General features: G+C 51.7%; 25 protein-coding genes and 1 pseudogene. 12 read left to right on the top strand and 14 right to left on the bottom strand.

Features of this window, described 5'->3' with window-relative positions:
• Nucleotides 1-93: 93 nt before the first annotated feature.
• From TX85_RS18870 to TX85_RS26010, 4 genes and pseudogenes are all read left to right on the top strand, one after another.
• On the top strand, nt 94-1,596 hold the full coding sequence (locus TX85_RS18870; RefSeq protein WP_044481276.1) for an extracellular solute-binding protein: 1,503 nt from the start codon (nt 94-96) through the stop codon (nt 1,594-1,596).
• Nucleotides 1,597-1,665: 69 nt separating this feature from the next.
• A complete protein-coding gene (locus tag TX85_RS18865; RefSeq protein ID WP_044481658.1) occupies nt 1,666-2,691 on the top strand; it encodes a glycoside hydrolase family 130 protein in 1,026 nt (341 codons plus the stop codon).
• A gap of 4 nt (nt 2,692-2,695) precedes the next feature.
• Complete coding sequence (locus TX85_RS18860; protein WP_044481275.1) at nt 2,696-4,180, top strand: FAD-dependent oxidoreductase; 1,485 nt, start codon at nt 2,696-2,698, stop codon at nt 4,178-4,180.
• Between the two features lie 230 nt (nt 4,181-4,410).
• A pseudogene (locus TX85_RS26010) lies at nt 4,411-4,557 on the top strand (IS200/IS605 family transposase); the annotation flags it as partial.
• A gap of 55 nt (nt 4,558-4,612) precedes the next feature.
• Here TX85_RS26010 and TX85_RS18855 read toward each other — a convergent pair.
• On the bottom strand, nt 4,613-5,044 hold the full coding sequence (locus TX85_RS18855) for a MarR family winged helix-turn-helix transcriptional regulator (protein WP_044481273.1): 432 nt from the start codon (nt 5,042-5,044) through the stop codon (nt 4,613-4,615).
• A gap of 118 nt (nt 5,045-5,162) precedes the next feature.
• Between TX85_RS18855 and TX85_RS18850 the strand changes: the two genes are divergently transcribed.
• Nucleotides 5,163-5,750, top strand: a complete 588-nt coding sequence (locus TX85_RS18850) for an NAD(P)H-dependent oxidoreductase (RefSeq protein WP_044481272.1) — start codon at nt 5,163-5,165, stop codon at nt 5,748-5,750.
• Nucleotides 5,751-5,755: 5 nt separating this feature from the next.
• Here the strand turns inward: TX85_RS18850 and TX85_RS18845 are convergent, their stop codons facing one another.
• The 3 genes from TX85_RS18845 to TX85_RS18835 form a co-directional block, all read right to left on the bottom strand.
• Nucleotides 5,756-7,237, bottom strand: a complete 1,482-nt coding sequence (locus TX85_RS18845; RefSeq protein WP_044481271.1) for an aminotransferase class V-fold PLP-dependent enzyme — start codon at nt 7,235-7,237, stop codon at nt 5,756-5,758.
• A 503-nt stretch (nt 7,238-7,740) separates the two neighbouring features.
• The gene (locus TX85_RS18840; RefSeq protein ID WP_044481269.1) at nt 7,741-8,220 is read right to left on the bottom strand and encodes a DsrE/DsrF/DrsH-like family protein; all 480 of its coding nucleotides are present in this window, start codon (nt 8,218-8,220) and stop codon (nt 7,741-7,743) included.
• A 99-nt stretch (nt 8,221-8,319) separates the two neighbouring features.
• Nucleotides 8,320-9,390, bottom strand: coding sequence for a C40 family peptidase (locus TX85_RS18835; RefSeq protein ID WP_044481267.1), 1,071 nt, complete (start codon nt 9,388-9,390; stop codon nt 8,320-8,322).
• A gap of 172 nt (nt 9,391-9,562) precedes the next feature.
• On the opposite strand from TX85_RS18835, the gene TX85_RS18830 reads away from it, so the two are divergent.
• Nucleotides 9,563-9,853, top strand: a complete 291-nt coding sequence (locus tag TX85_RS18830) for an alpha/beta-type small acid-soluble spore protein (protein ID WP_044481266.1) — start codon at nt 9,563-9,565, stop codon at nt 9,851-9,853.
• Nucleotides 9,854-9,975: 122 nt separating this feature from the next.
• On the opposite strand, the gene TX85_RS18825 is transcribed toward TX85_RS18830, so the two are convergent.
• Entirely contained in the window at nt 9,976-10,428 is a 453-nt protein-coding gene (locus TX85_RS18825) for a hypothetical protein (RefSeq protein WP_044481265.1), read from the bottom strand.
• A 175-nt stretch (nt 10,429-10,603) separates the two neighbouring features.
• Here TX85_RS18825 and TX85_RS18820 point away from each other — a divergent pair, with 175 nt between their 5' ends.
• The 3 genes from TX85_RS18820 to TX85_RS18810 are packed head-to-tail and all read left to right on the top strand — an operon-like array spanning nt 10,604 to nt 13,962.
• The gene (locus TX85_RS18820) at nt 10,604-11,308 is read left to right on the top strand and encodes a response regulator transcription factor (protein ID WP_044481263.1); all 705 of its coding nucleotides are present in this window, start codon (nt 10,604-10,606) and stop codon (nt 11,306-11,308) included.
• Nucleotides 11,305-12,666 (top strand): sensor histidine kinase, encoded by a 1,362-nt coding sequence (locus TX85_RS18815; RefSeq protein ID WP_044481261.1) that lies wholly within the window; start codon nt 11,305-11,307, stop codon nt 12,664-12,666. Before TX85_RS18820 ends, TX85_RS18815 begins: the two co-directional genes overlap by 4 nt.
• A gap of 54 nt (nt 12,667-12,720) precedes the next feature.
• The gene (locus TX85_RS18810; protein ID WP_044481260.1) at nt 12,721-13,962 is read left to right on the top strand and encodes a hypothetical protein; all 1,242 of its coding nucleotides are present in this window, start codon (nt 12,721-12,723) and stop codon (nt 13,960-13,962) included.
• Nucleotides 13,963-13,992: 30 nt separating this feature from the next.
• On the opposite strand, the gene TX85_RS18805 is transcribed toward TX85_RS18810, so the two are convergent.
• The 7 genes from TX85_RS18805 to TX85_RS18775 all read right to left on the bottom strand — a co-directional run bounded on the left by TX85_RS18805 (nt 13,993) and on the right by TX85_RS18775 (nt 22,014).
• Entirely contained in the window at nt 13,993-14,580 is a 588-nt protein-coding gene (locus tag TX85_RS18805; protein WP_044481257.1) for a DNA-3-methyladenine glycosylase I, read from the bottom strand.
• A 77-nt stretch (nt 14,581-14,657) separates the two neighbouring features.
• Nucleotides 14,658-16,049: a threonine synthase gene (gene thrC, locus TX85_RS18800; RefSeq protein ID WP_044481256.1), complete on the bottom strand. Its 1,392-nt coding sequence runs from the start codon at nt 16,047-16,049 to the stop codon at nt 14,658-14,660.
• Nucleotides 16,050-16,116: 67 nt separating this feature from the next.
• Nucleotides 16,117-18,408 carry an ABC transporter permease gene (locus tag TX85_RS18795; RefSeq protein WP_044481255.1) on the bottom strand — a complete coding sequence of 764 codons (2,292 nt, stop codon included), beginning with the start codon at nt 18,406-18,408 and terminating at the stop codon, nt 16,117-16,119.
• Nucleotides 18,408-19,112 carry an ABC transporter ATP-binding protein gene (locus tag TX85_RS18790; RefSeq protein ID WP_044481254.1) on the bottom strand — a complete coding sequence of 235 codons (705 nt, stop codon included), beginning with the start codon at nt 19,110-19,112 and terminating at the stop codon, nt 18,408-18,410. The genes TX85_RS18795 and TX85_RS18790 overlap by 1 nt, the downstream gene beginning before the upstream one ends.
• A gap of 32 nt (nt 19,113-19,144) precedes the next feature.
• Nucleotides 19,145-19,822, bottom strand: coding sequence for a TetR/AcrR family transcriptional regulator (locus TX85_RS18785; protein WP_044481253.1), 678 nt, complete (start codon nt 19,820-19,822; stop codon nt 19,145-19,147).
• Nucleotides 19,823-20,024: 202 nt separating this feature from the next.
• Complete coding sequence (gene mgrA, locus TX85_RS18780) at nt 20,025-21,014, bottom strand: L-glyceraldehyde 3-phosphate reductase (protein WP_044481252.1); 990 nt, start codon at nt 21,012-21,014, stop codon at nt 20,025-20,027.
• Nucleotides 21,015-21,135: 121 nt separating this feature from the next.
• Nucleotides 21,136-22,014, bottom strand: coding sequence for an AraC family transcriptional regulator (locus tag TX85_RS18775; protein WP_233500797.1), 879 nt, complete (start codon nt 22,012-22,014; stop codon nt 21,136-21,138).
• A 141-nt stretch (nt 22,015-22,155) separates the two neighbouring features.
• Here TX85_RS18775 and TX85_RS18770 point away from each other — a divergent pair, with 141 nt between their 5' ends.
• The 3 genes from TX85_RS18770 to rlmN all read left to right on the top strand — a co-directional run bounded on the left by TX85_RS18770 (nt 22,156) and on the right by rlmN (nt 25,716).
• Nucleotides 22,156-23,418, top strand: coding sequence for an acyltransferase family protein (locus TX85_RS18770; protein ID WP_044481249.1), 1,263 nt, complete (start codon nt 22,156-22,158; stop codon nt 23,416-23,418).
• A gap of 51 nt (nt 23,419-23,469) precedes the next feature.
• Nucleotides 23,470-24,210, top strand: coding sequence for a Bax inhibitor-1/YccA family protein (locus TX85_RS18765; RefSeq protein WP_071784221.1), 741 nt, complete (start codon nt 23,470-23,472; stop codon nt 24,208-24,210).
• Between the two features lie 432 nt (nt 24,211-24,642).
• Nucleotides 24,643-25,716: a 23S rRNA (adenine(2503)-C(2))-methyltransferase RlmN gene (rlmN, locus tag TX85_RS18760; RefSeq protein WP_044481247.1), complete on the top strand. Its 1,074-nt coding sequence runs from the start codon at nt 24,643-24,645 to the stop codon at nt 25,714-25,716.
• 241 nt (nt 25,717-25,957) lie between these two features.
• Here the strand turns inward: rlmN and TX85_RS18755 are convergent, their stop codons facing one another.
• Complete coding sequence (locus TX85_RS18755) at nt 25,958-26,389, bottom strand: hypothetical protein (protein ID WP_044481246.1); 432 nt, start codon at nt 26,387-26,389, stop codon at nt 25,958-25,960.
• A complete protein-coding gene (locus tag TX85_RS18750; protein WP_044481244.1) occupies nt 26,376-26,606 on the bottom strand; it encodes a helix-turn-helix transcriptional regulator in 231 nt (76 codons plus the stop codon). Before TX85_RS18750 ends, TX85_RS18755 begins: the two co-directional genes overlap by 14 nt.
• Nucleotides 26,607-26,733: the final 127 nt, after the last annotated feature.

Below are 26,733 nucleotides of genomic sequence, written 5' to 3'. Positions count from 1 at the left end.
CGGCTCGAAGACGGAATAATCTCTTGGCGGGCTGACCTCATTCCCGGAACGGCAAGGGTTATTTATAATTACTTACAATATGGAGGGGTTCAAATGTCGAGGAAAAAATGGTTCGCTGCGGCTGTCATGCTGCCGCTGGTTTTCTCCGTTCTCCTGGCCGGATGCGGAGGCGGGGGAGGAGGCAATAACGAAGGCGGGAACGCTGCGGCAAAGGACAAACCGACGTTGAAACTGCTGCGTAATTACATGGCCGACGATTACAACTCGTATCCGGTCAATCAATTCCTGGAGGAGGCGACCGGCTACAAGCTGCAGAACGATATGCTGCCCCAGGAGAATCCGGACGACAAGCTGAACCTAATCATGGCTTCCAACTCGGATTATGATCTGGTGGATGCCATGAACAAGCAGGTATACTTCAACTTCGCCCAGAATGGCGCACTGACGGACTTGACTCCGCTTATCGATCAATACGGGCCAAACATCAAGAAGGCTGTCTCACCGAAGAGCTTCGCGGGCGTAACGGTCGACGGGAAAATTTACGGGATTCCGACGCTGAACGTCTCCTACGTTCGCTCCGGCTTATTGATCCGCACCGACTGGCTTGAGAAGGCCGGCAAGAAGATGCCAACGACGCTGGACGAATTTGTCGATGTCTTGAAAGCGTTTAAGGACCAGGATCCGGGCGGAAACGGCGCGAACAACATTCCGATGACGATTGATGCCATCGGATTGCTGGACAACCTGACGGGTGCTTATGGGATCTTCGGATCATGGACCGATGTGGACGGAAAGCTGGTGAACGTTGTCGATCACCCTGGACTCAAGGACTATATAACTTTTATCAGGAATCTTTACGACCAAGGATTGATAGACAAGGAATTCGCTACAAACAAGTCGGCTACCGCCGCAGAGAAGTTCACCAGCGGCCGGGCCGGTATCTATCTGTCCATCTGGTCGTCGATTCCCAGTTTTGACGAAGCGCTTCAAAAGAACGTGCCGGGCGCAACCTACCAATTCATACCTCCTCTAAAGGGGCCTAACGGACAAAGCGGATTTACCGAGATCGGCGGCTTTAATAAGATTACGTTCGTCCCCAAATCAGCCAAACACCCGGAGGATGCGATTAAGCTGGTTAATGCCATGCTGGATCCGAATACGTTCAAGGAACTGTTCATTGGCAAAGAGGGCGAGACGTATACGATGGAGAACGGCAATTACATGCCGATCGATCCCGCATTCTTCGATGATCGCGCCCAATCCAACAACTTCGTCATCGGGATGGATGAAGCGAACTTCGTCCAGTACTGGCAGGCACGCCTGCAGAAGAGCAAGCCGATGTTCGACAACTACAAGATCATCAACTCGGTTCCCCAGGATCAGATTCATATGGACCCGCTCGCCTTCGCGTCGTACTTGCCGAAATACTCGGCGAACAGCGTCAAGCTGGATACACTCGTCAACGATGGCCTGATCAAAATGATCGTGGACGGTGTGTCCGACAATGCGATCGCCGATCTGCAGAAGGCATGGAGGGACGCAGGCGGTCAGGATGTAGAGAAGGAAGTGAACGACTGGTACGCAAGTCAACAATAAGAAAGATCCGGGGCTTAGCCTTGACGGCGAGGCCTCGCCTTTCAAGAGAGAGGATGCTGACCGATGTTTATGGAATCTTCAATGGACCCGCTGCGTTCAGCGCCGGTCGTCCGGCGCTATGCCGGCAATCCGGTGCTAGCGCCCCATCAGGTACCCTATGGTCCCGCCATGGTGTTCAATGCCGGAGTGGCCAAATATGAAGGCCGCTATGTGATGGTGTTCCGCAACGATTACGGCGATGCTTCGATCGAGCAGGTTGCACCCGGTCATACGACCAATCTGGGCCTGGCGTTCAGCCGAGACGGCATTCATTGGGACGTACAGCCGAAGCCTTGCTGGCAATGGCATGACGAAGAAACCGTTCGCGTGTACGACCCCAGGTTGACTGTCATCGACGGCAAGGTTTACGTTTGCTTCGCCGTGGATACCCGCCACGGCTTGCGTGGAGGCATCGCGTCGACGGAAGACTTCGAGACGTTTGACGTACTTTCCTTGAGTGTGCCGGACAATCGCAACATGGTGCTGTTCCCCGAAAAGGTGAACGGCCGCTACGTCCGGTTGGAGCGGCCGATGCCCGTCTACTCGCGGGGCGGACGCGACCGGTTCGACATCTGGCTGTCGTCGTCCCCGGACTTGATCTACTGGGGACAATCTTCCCTGGTACTCGGCGTTGAGGATGTCGGCTTCGCCAATGACAAGATCGGGCCGGGAGCCCCGCCCATCCGTACGCAACATGGCTGGCTGACAACGTTCCACGCGGTCGACATCGATCCGCAGCGGGGCAAGAACGGCTGGGAAGCAGCCTGGACCAAGCGGTACAGCGCCGGCCTCATGCTGCTCGATGCGGACGATCCGAGCCGGGTTGTTGGGAGGTACGACGGGCTGCTGCTGGCGCCCGAAGCGCCTTACGAGACGGCAGGCGGCTTTCGCAATGATGTTATTTTCCCGGGCGGCATGATCTTGGAAGACAATGGCGAAGTCAAGATTTATTATGGCGCGGCTGACACCGTGGAATGCTTGGCCACCGCGCATGTAGACGATTTGGTCCGGCTTTGTCTGGAAGGAAGCAAGCCGGGAGCGAAAGGAGGCCGTTAGAGCGATGATTTACGACCTGGTGATTTACGGCGGCACCGCGGCAGGCCTGGCCGCCGCAGTTCAAGCTCGCCGCATGGGAATGAACCCGATTGTCCTCGAGCCATCCCGCAGGCTGGGAGGCTTAAGCAGCGGCGGGCTGGGTGATACGGACTTCGGCGACAAGTCGGTGATCGGCGGCCTGTCACTGGAGTTCTACAAGCGCGTCGGCCGGAAGTATGGTTCGGACGAAGCGGTCTGGATGTTTGAGCCGAAGACGGCGCTGTCCGTCTTCGAGGATTGGGTGGCGGAATACGGCATCGAGGTTCGGTACGGCGAAAGGCTCGATCCGGCGGATCCCGTCGTGAAGCGCGGCAATCGGATCGAATCGATCCGGTCGGAGTCCGGGCATACGTATACCGGCAGAATGTTCATGGATGCTGGATACGAGGGTGACCTCATGAAAGCGGCGGACGTCTCGTATGCATTAGGCAGAGAGCCGAACAGCCGGTACGGGGAAACGTACAACGGCATTCAGACTGCGGTTGCCGTCAAGAACCAGTTGCCCCGGGGCATCGATCCGTATGTGGTGCCGGGCGACCCGGCGAGCGGGTTGCTGCCCGGCGTCAATCCCGGACCCGGGGGGCCGGACGGCGAGGGCGACGACAAGGTTCAGGCGTACTGTTACCGGATGTGCCTGACGGACGCGCCGGACAACCGAGTCTTCGTGGAACAGCCGGCAGGCTACGACGAACGGGACTACGAGCTGCTGTTCCGCGCCATCGAACGGGGCGAGGACGTATTCTTCAAACTGCGGATGGTGCCAAACCGGAAGACCGATTCCAATAATGACAGGGGATTCTCGACGGACTTCATCGGCTGCAACTATGCCTATCCGGAAGCCTCTTATGCGGAGCGGGAGGCAATTGCGGCCGCCCACGAGCGCTATCAGCGCGGCTTGATTTGGACGCTGCAGCACCACCCTCGCGTGCCGGAAGCCATTCGTGAATTTTATAAGCCGTGGGGGCTGCCGCTCGACGAGTTCGCGGAGAACGGTTGCTGGACACCGCAGTTGTACGTCCGGGAAGCCAGACGGATGGTGAGCGGTCTGGTTATGAACGAAAATCATATTTTCCTGCGTTCTCCCATCGCCGATCCCGTCGGTCTCGGCTCCTACACGATGGATTCTCACAATGTGCAGCGGCATGTCGGTCCGGAAGGAGATATCCGGAACGAGGGGGATGTGCAGATCAAGCTGAATTCACCTTACCCGATCAGCTACCGATCGATCGTACCGGAGGAAGAGCAATGCGCAAACTTGCTTGTCCCCGTCTGCCTGTCGGCCTCGCATATTGCGTATGGCTCCATTCGGATGGAGCCGGTGTTTATGGTGCTGGCCCAATCAGCGGCGACCGCTGCGGCGCTGGCGCTCGAGGCCGACATCGCGGTGCAGGCGGTGCCGTATGACAAGCTGCGTGAGCGATTGCTGTTGGACAATCAGGTAATCGGCTAAAAGTACTGCTTATAGGATGCACAACGAGTTGACGTTGATCGACTGACGTGGTCCCGAATACGCCCTAACGCCTTTCCTGACGGAGAGGCGTTTTCTTTAGGCTTTAGCCAGTTGAGCACGCGAAGCGTGGGAAACAAAAAACCACCCGCTATGCGGGTGGAGGGATCGAGGGTTTGACCACCAAGACCATCCCGATAAAATTGAGATGTTCAGGCTCAATTGAAAGGAGGGGGTATTATGTGAGTACAGTGGGGTTGAATGAAGCCACCGTAGCAAAGTACATTCGTGAACAAGAAGCACACGGCCAAGCGATGGATAAGCTGAGTGTAAAAGAATATGAAGATCCATTCAGCGAGAAAAGGAACAAAAAGAAGTAACCCAGTTTAACTGGGATTAAATGAAAAAAGGGAACCAGCCTCTGCCCCCCAGGGATCAAGACCGGAACACCTTGGTTTGCAGCAGCTGCAATGCATCGTGAACAGCCTTCAGCTCATGCTCGTAGAGATGACTGATATGCTGCTGGAAGCGGTGCTCCACTCGTTGGAAGGCTCCCTCCATCAGGGCTTGTCCTTGTGAGGATAGGCGAATGTACTGTACCCTGCGGTCCTCAGCGGCCGTATCCTTCGTGCAGAGTCCCTTGTCCAGCAGCTTCCGCATTTCCCGGCTGGCGTTCGGCATCGAAAGATGCAGACAATCGCTGATTTCGCTCAGTGTTACCGGCTGACTCACGGTGATATATTCCATAATATTATACTGAACGGCCGTCAGATCATGGCCCCGCAGGTCCTTGGTCATTCCATGCTTCACCTCATGCACCGCTGTCGTAAACGCGACGAATTGTTGAAATAATTGATGACGATCCATGTGCTCACCTCTGAATCAACATAACAAAATACATATCAATAAACAATTATCATTTGACAACTATATATAGAGTGATTATGATTTTGTTATCAAATGATAATTAATGGGGTGAGGCGATATGAAGGTTTTGGTCATCTACTGCCATCCAAATCATCAAAGCTTGAGCTACGCTTTTTTGCAGCAGGTATTGCATGGAAGTGAAGGGAACGGCCGTATTTCCGAGGTGCAGGTGCTGGATCTGTATGAAGAGCACTTCGATCCGGTATTAGTATTCCATGAGCACAAAAGGCGCAGAGATATGCATAAGGATCCGGAGCTGGAACGCCATCGGGAACAATTAAAGTGGGCAGACAAGCTAGTCTTCATCTATCCGATCTGGTGGGGGAGACCTCCAGCTATGCTTCTTGGCTATATCGACCGGATGTTCGCTTCAGGCTTTGCTTATAGGGATGATGGCAAGCTGCTGCCTGAAGGTCTTCTGAAGGGAAAATCGGCAGTTTGCATTTCCGTGATGAAAGGGCCGACACTTTACCCGCTATTTTGGCTGAACAATGCTCATAAGATCCTCATGCGCAAGGCGCTGTTGCAGTATGTGGGGGTCCGAAAGGTCAAATTTTTTGAATTCGGAAATATGGAAAGCGCCAAGGGCAATCATGCAAAGAAGCTTCAGCGAGTATTTGATTATTTCCAAGGGCTTGCAGGATAGAGAATCTACCCTTTGAGACACTGTGTCAGGCGTGAGAGATCAAACCAGGAATGCAATTCGGGCTTGATCGCAGCGGAGTCATTCCGATGATGCCATTCCCCGCTTTGAACATCAACCGCGTAGTCCCTTTTCCAAGAGGAACAGTACCTGATGCATGTGCGAACGGCATAGCCGATATACGCCATTTCCTGCTCGGTCATGGTTGGATGAATAGAGACACGCACCCAGCCGGGCTTGCTGGTCAGATCGCCGCAGAGAATGGTCTCGGCCATCTGCTTGGAAGGCTCGGGGCCAATGCCGAGCAGATAGTGCCCATAAGTTCCGGCACAGGAGCAGCCGCCCCGGACCTGAATTCCGAAGCGGTCATTCAGCAGCTTGACCATCAGCGCGTAGGGCACGGACTGAGCAAGAAAGGAGACGATTCCGAGCCGGCGGCGTTCCTCGCCTCCGAGGATGGTTACCTCCGGTATATCGCTTAATTGACGCAGCAGCAAGGATGTGAGCTTCCGTTCCCGCTCCTGAATCAACGGGATGCCCATCTCTTCCTTAAGACGGATGCAGAGAGCCGTCCGAATGGCTTGCATGACCCCCGGGGTCCCGCCATCTTCTCTGGATTCGGCGTGGCCATTGTAGATCCAGCCGCCCCATGGATCCGTCCACAGCACGGTTCCCCCGCCGGGATGATCCGGCACACGGCCCTGGTGCAGCAGCCGGGCGTTCATGACCAGCACGCCGCTTGTGCCCGGACCGCCAAGGAACTTGTGGGGAGAGAAGACTATGCCATCCAGCCAGCCCAAGGGAGATTCCGCCGGATGCATGTCGATAGTTGTATAGGGAGCGCTGGCGGAGAAGTCGATGAAGCACAGACCGCCATAACGATGGAGAATCTCTGCCAGCTCGGTATAAGGGGTTTCGAATCCCGTAACATTGGAGCAAGCCGTGAATGCACCGATCAGAGGGCGGCCGGCATATTGCCTTGCAAGCCTTTCGAGGCAGGAAGGATCCACGCTGCCGTCGGGTGCCGGCGGAAGGCAGATGACATCGCCAATCGTCTCGGACCAGGAGATTTGATTGGAATGGTGCTCCATATGGGTGATGAAAATAACCGGGCGTTGGCTTACAGGAACAACGGAGTGCAGCGGTGCCGGGAGCTTCAATCCGAGCAGCCGCTGGAGCTTATTCACCGCGCCCGTCATTCCGGTGCCTGCAAACAGAATAATATCATGCTCTCCGGCGCGAACATGCTGCTTGATGATACGCTTCGCTTCCTCATAGGCCAGCGTCATTGTTCCTCCCGTAATATTGGATTGGGAGTGGGTATTGGCTGCATAGGGCCCGAAGTCTCTTAGCAAGACGGTCTCAATCGGCTCGTACAATCTTCCGCTGGCAGCCCAGTCGGCATACAGCAGTTGTTGCGGTCCGTAAGGGGAATTGAACCGGTGTCTGTGTCCGACAATATGTTCCCGATAATACGCAAAATCATTCATTTCTTGCCCTCCAAATATCTATCCTCACCATAGGGTACTCAGAGGAAGTGGGCGCGGTCTCTCCCATCTAAAAATTTTCTAAATTCGGCACATATTATAGGCCTGTTATAGGCCTGGTCAGCTGAGCGAAAGCGCGCAAAAAGGCCGCCCATCCGGCCAGCATGCTTTGTCAGCATGACTGGACCAGTTGGACAGCCCTCATGATAATGTTGGCTGGAGCGCGCAAGGACATAGAGCCTTTTTGTACGATATTCCATATAAAGACGGCTCTTTCAAGCTATAAGCGGGAATTTTATATGGAAAATCGTATAACTTTTCGGTTTTTGGATCCCAGTGCTTATTTTTTATACGACTTTTCGTACAACATGCATTGGTTGGATTGGCTTGGGAGACAACTTGTGCGGAAAATCGTATAAATCTCCTCGTACTTCATGCAGGCGTTCTGCCTGGAGAGGTACTCCGCACCTTCACATCACGTGAAGCACTGATTTTAAGGCTGAACCTTAAATAAACAGCTGGATATCCGACTGAAGCGCATCCCGCAGATAAGTCTGGGCATCTACGATCTCCAGCTCGGGAATCAGTTCCTCAGGCTTGAAGCCCATGATCTCAACCGACAGCTTGCAGGCATAGAACCGGATGTTCTTCTTCCGTGCGCCCTTCAGATAATGGATCAGCTTTGGCGCCTCGTTATCCTCGATCATCTCGGTCAGCATCAGCTTGCCGAGCCCTCCGAAATTCATTCGGGATAAGGGCAGCTCCTCCGGTCCTTTCGGGGTCATCCAGGACATCATTTTTTCGTAGACGGATTTGTCCTCGGTCGTCATCTTGTCCGGATCCCGAAGCAGCGTCAGCCCCCAGAAAGCAAAAAACATCGTGACATCCACTTCAATATCCTTCGCCGCATTTGCCAGGATCAGCCCGGCCATCGCTTTGTCATACTCCCCGCTAAACATCAGCAGGCTCATCTTTTTGTCCGTCATCCAGGATCGCCTCCATATCTATGCTCGATAAGCATAGTATGGATTCACTGGCACAGCCTATGCAGGTTCACGGAGTCGACATACTTCATGTTCCGCATTTTAATAGACCCGGCGGGCTGTCACGAACCTCTCCTTCCACGAGGCGGAGAACTCCTCCAGCTTAACGCCGTACTTCACGGAATACGTATGGAGTATCTGATTATCGCCCGCATAAATGCCGACATGTCCGATCTCAAGCCCCCGTGCGCCGAAAAAGAGCAAATCTCCTTTTTGCAAATCGCTGAGAGCGACTTCTTGTCCCTGGGTAGCTTGGTCATAGGACACCCGAGGCAGCTCGATATCCAGCACCTCGCTGAAGACGCGCTTCACAAATGACGAGCAGTCAAAGGTACTTGTCTGATCCGGGGAGGCGCCGAATTCATAAGGTGTGCCGAGATAAGTCATTCCGTAAGCGATCAATTCATTCGCCTGCTGCTCCCGCAGCGTTGCACTGGAATAATCGCTGTATTTCGGCTTGGCGGAAATATAGCCTGTCCGCTGGTCCTGCGTGCGCACCTCCAGCCACAATGCGCCGGCCTCCCGCATCACCTGGATCTTCTCCCCCTTCGGGAGCATCTCTCCAACCGTCTCGCTTGCGGCATCCGGCGCGTTCCGCAGGTTGACGCCCCACTGGATCGTGGCATTTACCTCAATCGGAGAATAAATCCGGACGGCGCGTGCCGCCTCGTCCCAATCCACCTTGCTGCCTAGCGATTCGCTGACGAAGCGCAGTGGAACCAGCGTGTACCCATCTGCAATTCGCCCGGGAACAGCAAGCTGCATCGCTTGCCCGTTGAGGTCGGCCGTGCTGTCGCCAATACGGTAGATGAGCTTGGTATTCGCCTTCTCTGCGGTCACGGTCTTGGTGGTGCCGTCCCAGGACAACTTGGCGCCCTGCGCCTCGAATAGGCTGCGCATGGGTACCAGCACAGACCCGTCGACCATGCGGGGGGCGATTTCGGTCTGCAGCTTGCTGCCGTCCAGATAGACGGCTACGGCAGAAGCAGTGCCCGAGGGGGCTCCAGCTTCAGCGGCCAAGGCCGGCATCGCCGGAGCCGAAGCTAAAATAGCAGCCGCCAAGCTGGAGGCAAGCACTGCCCTGCGTGTGTGTCGAAGATATGTAGGAATCATATATGCATCACCTTTATGCCAAATTTAGTTATATAAGGTTAAACGCAGGGAGACTCACATTAGTTGTGGGGGAAAATGTATCCAATTGACGAAAATGCTCGAAAAAGTTAGAGGGGATATGTCATCCTGTTTTGGGGAATCTTAAGCCCAAACATATAAAGGAGGGTTCCCATTGTCGAGAAGAAGCCGTAGATATGCCGTTCCGGGATCGGAACGCGGCATGCAAGCCTTCAAGGCGGAAGTGATGAAACAGGAGGGCTACCGGGTAGATCCGAATAGGCCGGATGACGTGAAGTATGAGGTAGCCAAAGAGCTTGGCGTTCCCCTTCGTACGGATGGGGAGAACGGAGAACTGACTACGGAAGAAGCGGGACAGATCGGCGGACGAATCGGGGGCTCCATGGTTCGCGAGATGGTCAGAATGGCACAGGAGCAGCTGTCCGGGCGGAAGCAGAAGCCTTAGGATGCAAAAGATGACTCATTTTCTGGCATCATCAGATTAGAAGTGTTTGGCAACAGTATACAGCCGCAAAATACCCGCCGGAAGGGCGGGTATTTGTGCGTGCGGATCATGGGCGGCATGCCTTATTGCTGGCGTCGGCTATACAGAACCAGATGCAGCAGCCAGCCGACCAGCCCTGTGACAGCACCAGTGAAAGCACCGGTCACCAAGCTGCTGATAAGCATGAAGCCTCTCATCAGAACCGCCTGTAATGCCGGGGCCATTCCGCTTAGATTGCCGCCCAGCACCGGCGGGGTATCGAAGGCAAATACCCAGAGTACAAGATGGATTACGCCTAGATACAGCCCATAGATCATGCCGATGGTAAGCAAAGCCTGAAACGGCTTATTTGTCTTGCTGACCAGTACAAAGCCGATCCACAAGATAAACGGCACCACGGCGAGAAGCAGATTCAGCGTACCGTGTGGATCCACGAGATGGAGGTCGTGGAAGAAGACGCGAGGTGCGCCCAGTGCGGCCAATATCACCAGGATAGGCAGGGAAAGACCGGTAAAGCTTTTTATTCGTTGATTCATAATAAATGCAGCCTCCTTGGCAGGTAGTGATGATCGATGAACTGTGATCTGAATTCATCATACCGGGAGAATGTTGTGAACTTATGACGATCCTGTACGGTCTCCATGAAATGCCGAGAATTGCAAGTGACGGACCTGATCCTGTGGCATAATGGGGGAAGAGGAGGGATTGTGCGTGGCTTATGAACTGTTGATCGTGGACGACGAGCAGAAGGTGCTTGATTTTGTCAGGCCATTCCTGGAGGAGGAAGGGTATGCCGTACGGACGGCGGCGAATGGCCGGGAGGCGCTGCGCATAGCGCGTGAGCTGAAGCCGGATTTGATTGTGCTGGATTGGATGATGCCGCAAATGAACGGGCTTGAGGTCTGCACCGAGCTGCGTAAGTTCAGCGATGCGGGCATCATCATGCTTACGGCCAGAACGGAGGAAGCGGATAAATTGGTCGGCCTTGAAATCGGGGCTGATGATTATATGACCAAGCCTTTTTCGTTAAGGGAGCTGGCTGCTCGAATTCGCTCCGTGCTAAGGCGGGTGCGCAAGCAGGAGGAACATCCCGAACCGCAGCTGCTGCAGCGGGGCGGCTTGACGATCTCTCATGCGGAATACCGCGTATGGCGGGGAGACGAAGAACTGCTCCTAACGCCAACGGAATACAAGCTGCTGACCACCTTGGCCGACCGGCCGGGAGTGGTCTACAGCCGTCTGCAGCTGCTTCAGCTGGCACTGCCGGATGATCTGCTGAACGACGAACGCACAGTGGATGCCCATATAAGCCGTCTCCGTAAAAAGGTAGAGGAGGACCCGGCGCACCCCGTCTATATCCAGACCGTATACGGATTCGGATATCGGTTCTCCCTGTCCGGAAAGGAACCGCTATGAGTGTCGGCCGCAAAATGTTCCTCGGTTTCTCCATGCTGCTGCTTGTGATGGGGGCGCTATCCTTTGCCGGTACGTATTCGGTCGTGGATCGGCTGATGAGCCAAATGGCGGAAGCGACACAGCGTGAAGTGATGGACCGGGCCGTGGGTCAGCTGGTATCGATGTACGACGAGGCTTCAGGCTGGAGCGATCTGCTTGAGACGGAGCGGTTTCCCTTGAATAATGACAATGACAGTGTGCTGATTATCGATGCGAATGGCGAGTCTGCTGCGCGGATCGGCGAGCTCGGGGACCGTGCGCTGGAGCGCTTCGGCATGAAGAAGAACGTGACTACTGAGGACGGACGTACCTGGACCATCTATTATGCGAATTCGGCGATCCATTTTGTCGGATTATTCAAATATGCTTTTCGAGATTCTCTGGTGTTTCTCCTGGTAGGGCTCGCCGTGTTGCTAACCGCGGTGGCCCTGGTTGCGGCTTACGGCTTGGCGCGTCATCTTACGGCTCCGATCCGCCGGATGATTCCGGTGATCGACCAGCTTGGGGCCGGTCAATATCAGGCCAAGGTGAAGGTGGATTCCAAGGACGAATTCAGCAGGATCGCTGCTGCGCTGAACAACCTGTCAGCCGGACTGGAACAGGCGGAGCATGCGAGGAAGACGATGACCGCCGACATTGCCCATGAGCTTCGGACGCCGCTGTCGATTATCGGGGGGCGCCTGGATTACTATCAGCAGAGCGGCAGGCCGGTGCCGCCGGAGCAGCTGCTTCCGCTTCAGGATGAACTGATTCGGCTGGAACGGATCGTCAACGAGCTGCAAGAGCTGTCCCGGGCGGAGGCAGACCAATTGATTCTGCAAAAGGAGCCGGTAGACATCGCCGAGCTGCTCGGGCGGATTGTGGAGAAGGTGCGGCTGGAGGCGGAAGAGCACGGACTAACGATTACGCTTAGCACACGGCCTGCTTTCTCGAGCGGTCAGCCGCCGTTATGCTTGGGGGACAGGCACCGATTGACCCAAGTCTTCCTCAATCTATTGATGAATGCGATTCGCTACACGCCTTCGGGCGGGACTATTGAAGTAACGGTTGCCGCGGAGCCCGATGATTTGCTCGTCTCGGTTGCTGATACCGGAATCGGGCTTGCTCCCGAGCATTTGCCGCATCTGTTCCAAAGATTTTACAGGGCGGACCCTTCGAGGGATCGGCACAGCGGGGGCAGCGGACTGGGTCTGGCCATTGCGGCCGAATATGTCCGGGCCCACGGCGGAGAGATTACAGCGGAGAGCGAGCTCGGCGAGGGAAGCGTCTTCCAGGTCCGGCTTCCCCGGGACCAGGCTAATTCCAAGCAACTGTCGTAACCTTTCTCCATTTATCTCCGTCTAGGCAATAAAAGGGGTAAGGAGGTACGAATATTGAAGAAGCTCGTCGGCATCATGATCTTTTCGGCGGCATTGGTTCTGTCCGGTACGAACGCGCTGGCTGGCGATCCGAGTCCGCATGTATCAAGCTTGGCAGCACTGGCGCCATCGGATGAGACAACAAATAGGCTAGAGAGCGAATCGGATATCGCGAAAATATACCTGATCAAGCATCGGATGATGATGGAACTTGGATCAGACAAGACGAAGGCGAACCTCGACGGGGCTGAGGTTCAGGTCGACCCCGCAAGCTTGCGGGACGGGCATATGTATATATCGCTGCGCACCTTGAAGCTGGGCGGAGCCGCCGCATCGGTCGGTTGGGATGCACAGAAGCAGGAGGCTGCAGTCACCATGAAGCCGGAGCTGTCTCCATCGTGGCAGGAGCTCATCTTTCGGGCGGGCTCTTCCGGAGTCTTTCGCCCGAACGGAAATCCGCTTGAAGGGGCTGCAATTCCGGAGCTGTTCTTGTCCGAAGGAAGGGTGTATATTCCGGTCAAGTCTCTCTCGCTGCTCGGAATTGCCGCAACAACGGATCAAGGGAGACTGGTGCTGGAGTGGAGTGAGAAGTTTATTGAAGTAACCAAGCAACTGCAGGAAACGGAGGGCACGCAGGCGACCTTCTCCGTCCTGTACCAGCAGGAGATGTATACGCCGCAGATTTTGACCTCCTATGGCAGCGGGGCCTGGGGCGGCGGCACCGGGCGGCAGACGGGCAGCGGAATTGCTATGGACGGCCGGATCTATAACCGGATGGAATATACCGTGGAATTGCGGCCGGGAGTGAACCCGCTCAGGTTGTATGCGGTCTCTGTTGGGGCGGCTGATTTCTCGGTCACGCGGACTGTGGAGCATTCGGAGCAGATTCCGGTATCATTTTCGGAGCAAGGCTCGGAATATGTCGAACTCCTTCTGCCGGAATCCGGATATGTGAAGCTGAATGCCGGCAAGGAATTGACTTTGGCCGGGGGACTCAAGAAGGCTGGTTCCGGCCTAGACGAGCTGACGATCATTCAGCAACGATACGAGTCTAACCGCAATGATTCCGGAAAGCCAGGGTACAAGACGATTAACACTGCGGCCTTGCCGATCTCGGAAGGCGAATTTAATGGCAAGGTCTTTTTCCCGGAGCCTGGAGACTATCTGCTGCAGGTTTATAGTCCCCGCTACATTCCGATGCCTGAATCGGAGCCGACTTCCATACTCTGGGCAGAGCTCGTTGTGAAGGTGGAATAACGGACAGTTCCGGGAGTTTGATCTTCCAGGCTATTTTTGGCCCGATGCAGCCGCTTCCTGCCGGCACAGGCAATCGACGGTATGGTCATTCACCATTCCAGAGGCCTGCATGAAGGCATACAGGATCGTAGAGCCGACGAATTTCATGCCTTTCTTCTTAAGCGCCTTGCTCATGGCATCGGACACCGGGGTCGAAGCTGGGACCTCTTTAATATTTGTCCAGTTGTTGATGACCGGTTCACCGCCCGTGAAGCTCCATAAGTACTCGGAAAAGCTGCCTGATTCCGGATCCTCCATGATCTCCAAATAGATGTGCGCATTCGTAATCACGGACTGGATCTTCAGGCGGTTGCGGATAATCCCGGAGTTTTTCATCAACTCTTCGACCTTCTCAGGACCGTACTGGGCTATCATATGGGGATCGAATTGGTCGAATGCCTCACGAAAATGCTCGCGCTTCTTCAGGATCGTGTACCAGCTTAACCCGGCCTGCATTCCCTCCAGAATCAGCAATTCGAACAGCTTCCGGTCATCGCGAACCGGTTTGCCCCATTCTTCGTCATGGTAGGAGATGTATAACGGATCGGAATTAACCCAGGCACAACGGACAGTATTCATATGGCGGACACTCCTTATTAGGTAGTTGAAAAAGAAGGGGCCTAACCGGACGCATCGCTGGTTAAGCCCCTTTGTTGTTAGGAATAAAATTGAAGCAACTCTGCCTTCACGGCTTCATTTGTGCCGCTGACCTGCTTCTGGTGCTGCGTCTTATCGAACAGTGCCTGAATTTGCGCCGGGAAGGTCTGTTCAATCTGGATCAGCTCAATAGCCTCGTTAAATTTGGCTGGATGCGCAGTAGCAAGTGCGACCGTAGCCTCTCCCCGAGCGCCAAGCTGCCCGGCAGCCGCGACACCGCAAGCGGTATGCGGATCAAGCAGATAGCCTTCATCATCGTGTACCTGTCCAATTGTAGCCAGGCAATCGTCATTCTCAACACTTGCGGCAGCAAAATCCTGCTGCACCTTAGCAAGCAGATCTCCCTCTACGGCGATGCGCCCCTCGGCGCGGAATGCTTCCATCCGGGCGGATACGGCCGCTCCGTCCTCACCCAGCAGATAGTAGAGGTAACGCTCAAAGTTGCTTGCAACCTGAATATCCATCGACGGACTATAGGTCATGTGGAACTCGCCCGGCCGGTAGAGGCCATCATTTACGAAGCGCTCGAGGATATTGTTCTCATTCGTGGCGAGGATCAGCTTGCCTGCGGGAAGGCCCATCTTTTTCGCCAGATAACCGGCAAAGATATCCCCAAAGTTTCCGGTTGGAACGCTGAAATGGATCGGACCCGTCACGCCATGATTGAGCAGTTCAAAGTAAGCGTAGAAGTAGTAGACGGTTTGCGCCAGAATCCGTGCGAAGTTAATGGAATTGATCGCCCGCAAATGGTATTCATTCTTGAAGCTGACATCTGCGAACAGTTCCTTGATGATTCGCTGACAGTCATCGAAATTGCCGTCTACAGCCAGATTCAATACATTCCGGTCATCCACCGTTGTCATTTGCAGCTCCTGCACCTTGCTGACCTTGCCCTTGGGATGGAGAATGCAAATTTTGATGCCTTCCTTGCCCCTTACGCCCTCGATGGCCGAAGCGCCAGTATCCCCGGATGTAGCTCCAAGGATGTGAATGATAGAATGATTCTTACGCGAAATATACGAGTACAGATTCCCCAGAAATTGCAGGGCAATATCCTTGAAGGCAAATGTCGGCCCGTGGAACAGCTCCAACACGTACAGATCATCCTTGAGCTTGCGAACCGGGGTAACGTCCTTGCTGCGGAAAGTAGAGTAGCTGCTATCTATCAGCGCCTTCAGCTCATCACGCGGAATCTCACCATCCACATAGAGCGACATAATCTCTAACGCCAGCTCCGGATAACTTAGCTGCTGCCACTTGGCCAAGGTATCCCCTGACACTTGCGGAATTGCCTTCGGTACGAGCAATCCGCCATCGTCGGCGAGTCCCATCAGAACGGCATCGATAAAGCCGAGGCCTGCGGTCTTCCCTCTAGTACTGATGAATTCCATATTGATCCCCTTTACGACAATGATTTTCAACTATTGTAACAAAAAAAGCCGGCTTTCCCAACTGAATTTAATCTGCCGACTTTAAGGAGGTTACCATGTCGATGTCCTTCAACTTTCTGCTCATTAACATATTGACGATAAAGGAGCACAGCAGCGTTAGTCCAATGGCTGTCAAATAACTAGTGAGCTTGATTTTAGGAAATAACATCAGTCCTTCACTCATATTAGCTTGATCCAGCAAATGAATTGCTCCCCAACCCGCAGGCAATGCTAGAATGATACCAATCGCAGTGAGGAGAAAGCTTTCTTGGAACAACAGCTTGCGAATTTCACGGTGGTAAAAGCCCAGCACTTTTAATGTTGCAAATTGTCTCGACATCTCCGTCAAGTTGATAAGACCAAGACTATAAATCACAGCAATACCAAGGAAAATCGCTGCAATGGTAAGCCCTGCGGCAGAAGCAAAGACACCCTCGTTCAAGGCTCGATTTGCTTCCTTCATATCCTCTTTGGCGATGATCTGTGTCACAGGATAATGCTCCTTGGCCGCTTGCATTGCTGCTTGATCCCCTAACAATAATGCATTAGGGACAAAGATCTCCCCGTGCTGTCGCCATGCTGCCTCAGACACAAACATTCGATCTGCAACGGGCGATTGTATGGTCTCGGATACAACAATTTCCTTCCACTGTCCCCCGTCAATTCGCAGGGAAACAGCACTTCCCGCCTTTACGCCTAATACATCCGCCATTTTCCGAGATAACACAACTCCAGATTCAGGTACAGGCATGACATCCGGACTTGTGACATCAAGATTAATGTAATCCCCGCTTCCAATAATCGTAACAGGCAAATTACGCTGAGCAGCCGCAGATTTTATGACAACTCTTCTTTCCTGAATGGGCTGGATCCCTGCTTGATTCCAATTTGTGTTTTGTGCTTGCTCAGCATTCAGTGCTAAGAGATCTGCCTTATACTCATATAAATATTGGCGATCAAATTCTACCTCAATGGATTTATTGCTTGTATCGATATTGGCGAAGCCAAAAAGAATCAAAAAGGCGCAACCAAACGAGCCAACAATCCCCATTGCCCCGCGAACCTTGCGAGAACGTAAGTTCCGCAGCAGCCACAATCGCTGAAAAGAAAATGTAGCTTTAGAATGAACAATCGACTCCATTAATGATTTCTTTGGTCTGGAAGGAGCCTCCCCCTTCAACACAATGACAGGCAACGCATTTAACTTGCCCCGACATGCAAATAAGACTGCAAGTACACAGCAGCCGCTGACTGCAGCAATAGACCACAACGTTTCAATGGGAAATGACTCTGACCAACGCGGCAATGTAAAGGATCGGTGCAATGTTCCCATAAAAATCGCGGGAATAACATAATAGCCTGCAATCAAACCGATAGAACCGCCTGTAATGCCTAGAAAAAGACCGTACGATAAGTAGTGCCATTTAATTGTTCGAACAGGGACGCCTAGTGACATCAATGTTCCAATCTGAACTCGTTGATTCGTAATAAGGCGGCTCATAGTACTAATGACAACAAGGATTGCTAGCAGGAAAAATAGCATTGGCGTCACATAAGCAATTGTCTTGAACTGTCCAATCTGACTTGCCGCACCAGATGTACTAGTGTGCTCCTCATGGGTTAGGCTGTTCACATATTTCTTCCCTAACACTTGCTCAACATCTGCTAACAATGTCTGTATATTTTCCTCGGGTCTCAATTTGATTAAAAGCTGGTTCAGCCCGGAAGAAGAAAACATATTGTATGCAGCAGCTTCACTCATATAAGCATAGCCATACAAATCATGTCTAGTAGACAACGTTTCCGAGGATACATCAATTAACTTTTCAGGACTTAATACAAGCCCCTGGATCTTGACGGGCACAGATTTCCCATCTCCTGCATGAACCTGAATCGTGCCTCCGATATTAAGCCCATTAGCTTTTGCAAATTCCTGATCTAGCCATAATCCTTCGCTCTCGCTCTGAAAAGGTTCACCTGAGGCCAAATAGGGTTTAGACAATATGTTTTCATTTAGAACAAACAAATCAAGTACCCGGTTCTCAGAGAATACCTTCATTACCGTTCTGCCTTGCGCCGCTTCAATGCCAGGGAGCTCCTTTATTGCGTCTATATCTTGGGCGGAAGCCCCCTCAACATTTATCCATACATCATTCATTTCAGTGCTGTTATAAAACTGATTCACACTTTCTTCTAATCTGTTTCCCACTGTAATTGCACCTACAAAAGTAAATACACCGCAAGCAGCGATAATAATAATGGTCAAAAATTGTGCCTTTGCATGCTTGATATCCCGCAGCATTTTTTTGAACAACATCATTACCAGGCCACCTCACTCATGGGAAGCGGGTTTTCGTTGATTTGTATATCAATGACCTTACCATCCTTGAGACGAATAACCTTATTAGCCGTATCTGCAATTGCAGCATTATGTGTAACTACAATGACAGTCTGATTATATTTTTTGCTGATATCCCATAGGGCGGACATGATTAATGCTCCAGTGCTGCTATCAAGCGCCCCTGTTGGCTCGTCACATAGCAGCAGCTTCGGCTTCTTGCATAATGCTCTTGCAATGGACACTCTCTGCTGTTCACCGCCAGACAATTCCGCCGGGAAATGATGAATGCGTTGGGCAAGGCCAACCGCTTCCAGCATTTCCATACTATCCAGGCCGTCTTTGCACAGCTTGCGTGAGAGATCTACATTCTCTTTCGCCGTTAAATTAGGAATCAGATTATAGAACTGGAATACAAAACCAATATCACTACGACGATAACTGCTTAATTGCTCAAGTGAATACTGCGCAATATTATTACCATCCATTAGAATGGTGCCTGAGGTGGCTTGATCCATTCCGCCCAGCAAATTAAGTAATGTGCTTTTTCCCGAGCCGGAAGGACCTAGTATAACAGCGAACTCACCTTGTTCAATTTCAAACTCCATGCCATTCACTGCGGCTACTTTATTTTCCCCAACTTGGTAGGTTCGCAATAGGTTTTTGATTTGGATAAATGGTTTCATACAACGACTCCAGTCTCTTTATAGTTTAGTTATCATGGCGAACTTGTCGCCCCCTCTCCCAGCAAATAGAGAAGACTGTGTGCCAACGCCGAAGTAAGTGCCATTTCATTTAAAGGAATACCCTTCTCATCACCGGGTAGAGCGTAGCATTTAACTAAAACAAGATCACGCACCATGCCATCATAGGACACGACCGCAAATGAAAATATGTCCTCAAGCGGCATAATCGGTTTTAAAATTCCTTGCTCCACCTTCTCTTGCAGGTAAAGCATCGTGTTCTGCATTAGCTTCTCAAACTCGGTGACCTCTGTGATGCTCCCTTTTTTCTCCTCATATAGCTTGGGATTAGTTAAAAATTTGGTGTTCATTTCAAACGTAAATTTGCCCTCAGCGGGTATGGAATCGATTAAATGCTGTCCTAAAACATGAAATAGGCCTAGCACCACATCCCGAACACTTATATCTTTCGCAAATAAGGGTTCACACTTCTCCCATAGTCGATACTCGCTCTGATTGCGATTAGTCAAGCTAATAAAAACATCGTCAATGTCACGAAAATAACGATAAACGCTGCCTATACTCAGCTTGGTCTGACGAATAATGTCACGCATAGTAACTTCATATGCCGGCTTCGTTTTACAAACTTCTAGGGCTGCATCCAAAATACTATTGCGCATTTTCTCCTCATAGTCTTTAGGAACTTTGGGCATACTGCTCTCCTTCCTCCGTAATTTAAAATGACGCACCAGTCATTTTAAGAATACGAAGCTAATTTTTATTTGTCAAGACTCACTTCAAGTCTGGGTGCGAGCCTCTTCATAATGCACCACTTGGGCGATCGAAGCAAAATACCCCTCAGCAGCGCCGATCCTGCTGAGGGGTATCCATTTCATATCACTCGATTCAATTCAATTATCCTTTTAGAATTGCCTCGATGCGAGCCAGCTCCTCTGCACTCAACTCCGGTGCTTCGAGGGCGCCGACAGCATCCTCGATTTGAGATGCCTTGCTGGCACCAATCAGTGCAGAGGTCACCCGGCCGCCGCGCAGCACCCATGCGAGTGCTAGCTGGGACATTTTCTGGCCGCGTTCGGCAGCCAGATCATTAAGCTTGCGCACCTTGGACAGCACATCCTCGGTAATCTGCTTCTCGGTCAAGAACGAGGTTGGCTTCGCCGCGCGGGAATCAGGCGTAATTCCGTTCAGGTAGCGGTCCGTCAGGATACCCTGATGCAGCGGAGAGAAGACGATGGAGCCGATGCCTTCCTCATCCAGCACATCCTGGAGTCCATCCTCAATCCAGCGGTTAAGCATGGAATAGCTTGGCTGATGAATCAGACAAGGCGTTCCCAGCTCACGCAGAATACGGGCTGCTTCCTTTGTCTGCTCAGGATTGTAATTGGACAGCCCTACATACAGGGCCTTGCCCTGGCGCACGATCAAATCCAGAGCAGACATCGTCTCCTCGAGCGGGGTGTTCGGGTCTGGGCGGTGATGGTAGAAGATATCTACATAATCAAGCCCCATCCGCTTCAAGCTTTGGTCGAGGCTGGATACCAGATATTTCTTGGACCCCCATTCGCCATAAGGCCCAGCCCACATATAATAGCCTGCTTTGGTCGAGATGATCATCTCGTCACGGTACGGATACAGCTCCTGCTTCAGCAGGGTTCCGAACGTATCCTCTGCGGATCCTGGCGGCGGCCCGTAATTGTTAGCCAGATCAAAATGGGTAATTCCGAGATCAAAGGCGCGGCGGACCATCGCCCTGCAATTCTCCAATGTATCCTTCCCTCCGAAATTATGCCATAATCCAAGGGAAATCGCAGGCAGCTTCAGGCCGCTGTTACCGCTGCGGTTATATTTCATGCTCTCATACCGTTGCTCGTTCGCCAAATACATAGAATAACCTCCTCAAAGTATATAGACTCCATTCAGAATACGTAAGCGCTGTCTTCCTTTTCTCTGCGTCTATCATTGTACAGGAATGCTGCCAGTCTTCGTATGTCAGTATGACCGGAGTTTATAGCATAATGTCTGTTTTCTCCTGATGAAGACTCCGGTACTCCTTGGGTGACACGCCTTTCACTCTTTTAAACATCCGCGAGAAGAGCAGCGGATCTTCATAGCCTACAGAGCAGGCAATTTCGCCGATGCTGCAATCGCACCAGGAGAGCAGCTCGGCCGCCTTCGTCATACGGTAATTCAGCAGATACTTCTGGGGCGGCAAGCCGATCGTCTGCTTGAATAGGGCGGACAGGTATTTCCGGTCAAGCCCAAGCTTCTCGGCCAGCAGTCCGATGGTGACATTCTCACAGTAGTGGGCATGCAAATAATGCAGTGCCTGATCCACATGAGGATTTTTCGGCTTGGAACGGGCGGGCGGTTGGGCGAGAGGCGGTGCGCAGCGCAGCAGCACACTGAAGAAGTCATACAGGATGGACTGTAATGGCAGGTCCAACTGCCCTCCGGCAGCCCCAGCCGCTGCAGTAAGCCGCCCGAACAGTCCGGGCATGACATGTTCATCCATGGGAAAGACAGGGTGTTCCGGTGTCAGGCATGTTCTGGAGAGCAAGTGCTCTACCTGATCTCCGGAAAAGGCAATCCAGCTATAATGCCAGGGCTCCTGCTCGTCCGCTGCATAATGTGTCAAAATATGCGGATAGGTCAAAAAGGCCTGTCCTGCATGCAGGCGGTGACTGGCTCCCCCTGCGGTTAAGTCACCTGTGCCACTGTGAACAAAGTGAATCTTATACGTGTCTCTAATGCCTGGACCGAAGCTGTGTCCGGGCACGCACTGCTCCTGTCCCCAATAATGGAGATAGAGGTCAGGATTGCTGCGGTAGGGGCGCTGCGGGTTAAAGTGGAATACGGCCATGGACATCTCTTCTTTCTCATTCATTACCATCCATTATACAAAATAAATCGTCAATCCGTATTTATCGGACTCCAGCTAAAAATTTGAACCTAAAAACAGAATATTGGTACACTGCGTCGGGTCAGGTCCTATGGTAAGTTAAAGAAAAAACGGGAGGATCCTGATTTGAAGCAATCATCTGGCGGACCCGGGATACACTTGGCCGGAGCTGACGGCCTTCGCGCTGTGGCATGCCTGGGCGTAATTTTTCACCATCTGGCTCAATTACTGAATATGAATCTCCAACCTCCAGCGATTCAAGATATCCAGTCTTTTCTGCTCATGGGCAATGCCGGGGTCAGCGTCTTCTTCGTGCTCAGCGGCTATCTGCTTGCGCTTCCGTTCTGGCGGGGTTATTTGGAGCAGGGGGATTTTCCGCAAATGAAACACTATATCCTGCGCAGGGCCACCAGAATCGTCCCGGGATATTACACCGTGCTAATTCTCTGCATTGCTCTAGTACTTATCTTAGGTATTCCGTCCGAGAGCTTCTGGCTGCGTTCCTTGGCAGGACTTACGTTCACCTCCGGCTTTCATTACGTCACCTTTTTTCCATCGGAAATTAACGGACCGCTCTGGTCCATCAGCTTTGAGGTGTTCAGCTATTTGCTGCTGCCTTTGTGTATGTTTGGTCTTTTCCGTCTATTTGGCAAGCGCCGCTCCTTTAAGGGAGCTATGGGATACTGGGTGGGCGTGATGCTGGTCCTTCTGGCTGTCAATCAACTGATTCATATGCTGCTTACTCCCGAGCCGGATATGAGGAGCTGGGATTTTGGATTGATCGGCGGTGCGAAATATTGGCTGCCGAATTACAATCCGGTTGGCTTCTTCGGTCACTTTGCCATCGGGATTATCGCCTCCGGCGTGGTCTGCCGTCTTCAAAGCACGGAGCGCACAGCATCGCTTCGCAAGCGCGGAGGATTTGATGTGTTGGGCGGATTGTTTCTGTTAGGGGCCGTAGTTCTAATCTGGGCAGCACGGCACCAGCCGGAATTTAGCTGGAGCATTCAGCATCAGCCGTATCTGTTTCCTTGGTTTGCCCTGCTGGTTGCCGGCTTTCTGGCGACAGCACCCTATTCCAGATGGCTGCCCGCTATTGTTGATAACGGATTTTTTCGCTATACGGCCAAAATCTCCTTCGGTCTCTATATCTGGCACAATCTGATTATGACCTTGGCCAATAAATACTGGATTGCGGACATGCACTATTTTGGCATCTGGGAGGTAGGACGGTGGGTGTGGATCGTGCTGGGTGTGCTGGCAGCCTCCTACTTAGCAGCGACACTATCTTATTACTTGATAGAGAAGCCGGTGCTGGATCGGGCTCATTTGGCGGGGAAGAGATTGCCTAAGCCTGCATCTGAAGGAGCAAAAAACACAAATGCATGATTTTGGAAAATGTGATAAGCTGAGAAAAATACATATATGAGGTGAATGGCATTGATTGGACGTAGTGGAAACCCTACCCTAAGGGACGATACCTTTGAACGGCCGGAGATCTATCATGGCATGGAAGTCATGACGATTAACGGCACGGTCAATAAAGCGTTTATTACTTTGATTATTTTGATCGGCAGCGCATTTAGCACATGGATGTTATATTTCGATGGTTACAACGTACTGCCGATGGCGATCGGCGGCGCATTGGTCGGATTCGTGCTGGCGCTGATTACGAGCTTCAAGCCTAAGGCAGCGCCGGTTTTAGTACCTCTCTATGCTATTGCCGAAGGGATGTTCATTGGGGCGATCTCGGCACAATTTGAAATGAGAACCGGCGGCATCACTTTGCAAGCGGTGCTTTTGACCATGGGCGTATTTCTTGCCTTGCTGTTTGCTTACAAGACCCGTTTAATTAAAGCTACGGAAAATTTCAAGCTGGGCGTGTTTGCCGCTACCGGCGGGATTGCGCTTGTGTATATCATTAGCATCGTACTAAGCTTTTTCGGTATCCGGATGCCTTATTTGCACGAGTCGTCCTGGATCGGGATCGGCATTTCACTCGTGATCGTGATTGTAGCGGCGCTGAACTTGGTGCTTGACTTTGACTTCATTGAGAACGGAGCAGAGCAAGGCGCACCGAAGTATATGGAGTGGTACGGCGCATTTGGTCTGATGGTCACGCTGGTGTGGCTGTATCTTGAAATGCTGCGTCTGCTGGCGAAGCTGTCCAGCCGAGACTAGTGAATATAGATAAAAGTCAGAAGGAGCCTTCCAAGTCTCACGATGTGCGGCTGGAAGGTTCTTTTGCTTGTGTTCATATTCAAAATTTGGGACAATAGTACAGATCACCGCTATAGCAAGGGTTGGCGATCAAATGGAATACCGGCTTTATGCGGTTTTTCGTATAAAAATGGTGCGTTGAGACGGTTTCCGTGAGCATTTGTAGGATTATTCGTACAAAAGAGAGTGTCAGGTCGCTCCCTCTGAGTGATTTGTGCGATTTTCCGTACAAAAGTAGCTTACAGAAGGGGACGCCGGGTATTTTGTACGATTTTCCGTATAAATTGATCATCCGCCCTGGATAATGAGTTACGGCTCGCCAGGTCTATTAACGGATCTATTAAAGTGTTACGGCACTTATATTAGTTATTGAATAGAAAGAGGCATCTGCATATGAACAAACCTTCGATATATGGCATGACATTGGAGCAGCTTCGACTATGGCTGGAGGAGCGCGGTCATAAAAAATCGCGGGCCCTTCCGGTCTGGGAAGCGCTCTACCGCGAACGAGTCAGCGGCTTTGAAGAGATGGACGGGGTCAGACCGGAGTGTCTGGCGCTGCTGAAGGAGCACTTCTCTCTCCAAACGCTGGAAGAGCACACCCGTCAGGAGTCATCAGACGGCACGGTGAAGTTCCTGCTTCGTCTGGAGGACGGCAACCTGATCGAGACGGTGCTGATGCGCCATAAATTCGGGTTGTCCGTCTGTGTGACGACCCAGGTCGGCTGCAATATTGGCTGCAGCTTTTGCGCAAGCGGCCTGCTCAAGAAGAGTCGGGACCTAACCTCTGGAGAGATTACCGGTCAGATTCTCAAAGTGCAGCGCTACCTGGATGCTGCCGGGGAAGGGGAGCTGGTCAGTCACATCGTTGTGATGGGGATCGGTGAACCGTTCGATAACTTCACGCATTTGATCGCCTTCCTGCGGACGGTGATGGATGCGAAGGGTCTTGCGATTGGGCCGAGACATATCACGGTGTCGACCAGCGGCCTGGCAGACAAAATCCGTGAATTCGCCGATTTGAATCTGCGGGTTAATCTGGCCGTATCGCTGCATGCGCCGAACAATGATCTTCGGACCAGCATTATGAAGATCAACAAGGCCATCCCGATTGAGAAGCTGATGCAGGCCATCGATTATTATTTGGAGAAAACGAATCAACGGATTACGCTGGAATATATTTTGCTGAGGGGCATCAACGATCAACGTGAGCATGCACTGGAGCTGGCGGAGCTGGTCGGTGACCGCAGACCGTATGTGAACGTCAACTTGATCCCGTATAATCCTGTTGACGAGCATAGCCATTACCAGCGTAGTGAGCAGGATTCTGTTCTGGGCTTCTATGACATGATGAAGAAGCAGAATGTGAGCTGCAGTATCCGGCTGGAGCATGGCACCGACATCGATGCCGCCTGCGGTCAGCTTCGCAGCAAGCAGATTAAGAGGGAGAAGACCCCGGCTGTTTAGAAATGATTTTAAATTTGAAAAAGGCTCGCGCCATGAGGCGCGGGCCTTTTTTAGATTTCAACCAGTTGAGTGTTCAAGATACATGCGTGATTGCTTTGATCAGACATATTATAGTCAAAATTTGCGTGGCTGCTATCCTAAATTCCAGCGCGTAGCTTTTAGCGGATTTCTATTTGTTAGTGCATACGAAAACCCGGATTCTGTAATGAGAATTGAAGTGACGTCATCATTTTTCTTCCTCTTACATCCGTCTCTCATAATAGATACTCACGATCAATTCGACCAAAACTAAAAATCCCAGTAAAATTGCTGACACTGTATAAACAGGAATCCATGCCGTGTTGGCAGTTAGTTTGTATCCAACCACGCCCCCAATTGTAGATACTATAAGACACCCATAAAGAATTTTAAGTGTCAATGACTTGGTTCTAAGTGTTAAAAGTCTGTTTCTCTCATCGTTATCTTTAATCAGATCTTCTCTTGTTGCCTGTTTTGAAAACGCACGAATAAAACTGCCAATTCCTATCAGGATAGACAACATAGCAAAGGTCATATCTTTGACCTGTTTCGGTAAGAACTCCTCTGGCGAAATGATATTAAAGATGAAGTTAAAGACACCAAATGCTGTAAATATGATTCCAACGACTAATCCCTTTTTATTATAAATCTTCACGCTGCTGATCCTCCAATTCTTTATTTGCTTTGAGACAGCATAAATCCTCCACCGTTGTGCCTAACACCTCTGCCATTCGATATGCCAGCATAAGGGAAGGGCTGTATTGTTCTTTTTCAATTGAAATGATGGTTCTTGATGAAACATAAACTAAGTCGGCCAACTGTTGCTGGGTCAAATTAGCCTTAGTCCTTAATTCTTTTACCCTTGTTCTCATAATTCCCCTCCATAAACATGAAGTCCACTTCACATGAAGTAAACTTCATATTATTGTAATGACAAAGAAATGTCAATTGCAAACAAGAGTCTTATACAGATGAAATAGTGGAATTTTAATCAGTAAC

It is taken from the genome of Paenibacillus antibioticophila (genome assembly GCF_000455265.1).
GTDB classification, from domain to species: Bacteria; Bacillota; Bacilli; order Paenibacillales; family Paenibacillaceae; genus Fontibacillus; species Fontibacillus antibioticophila.
The sequence above is the reverse complement of the archived record's forward strand: the minus strand, read 5'-3'. Positions and strand labels throughout refer to the sequence as shown.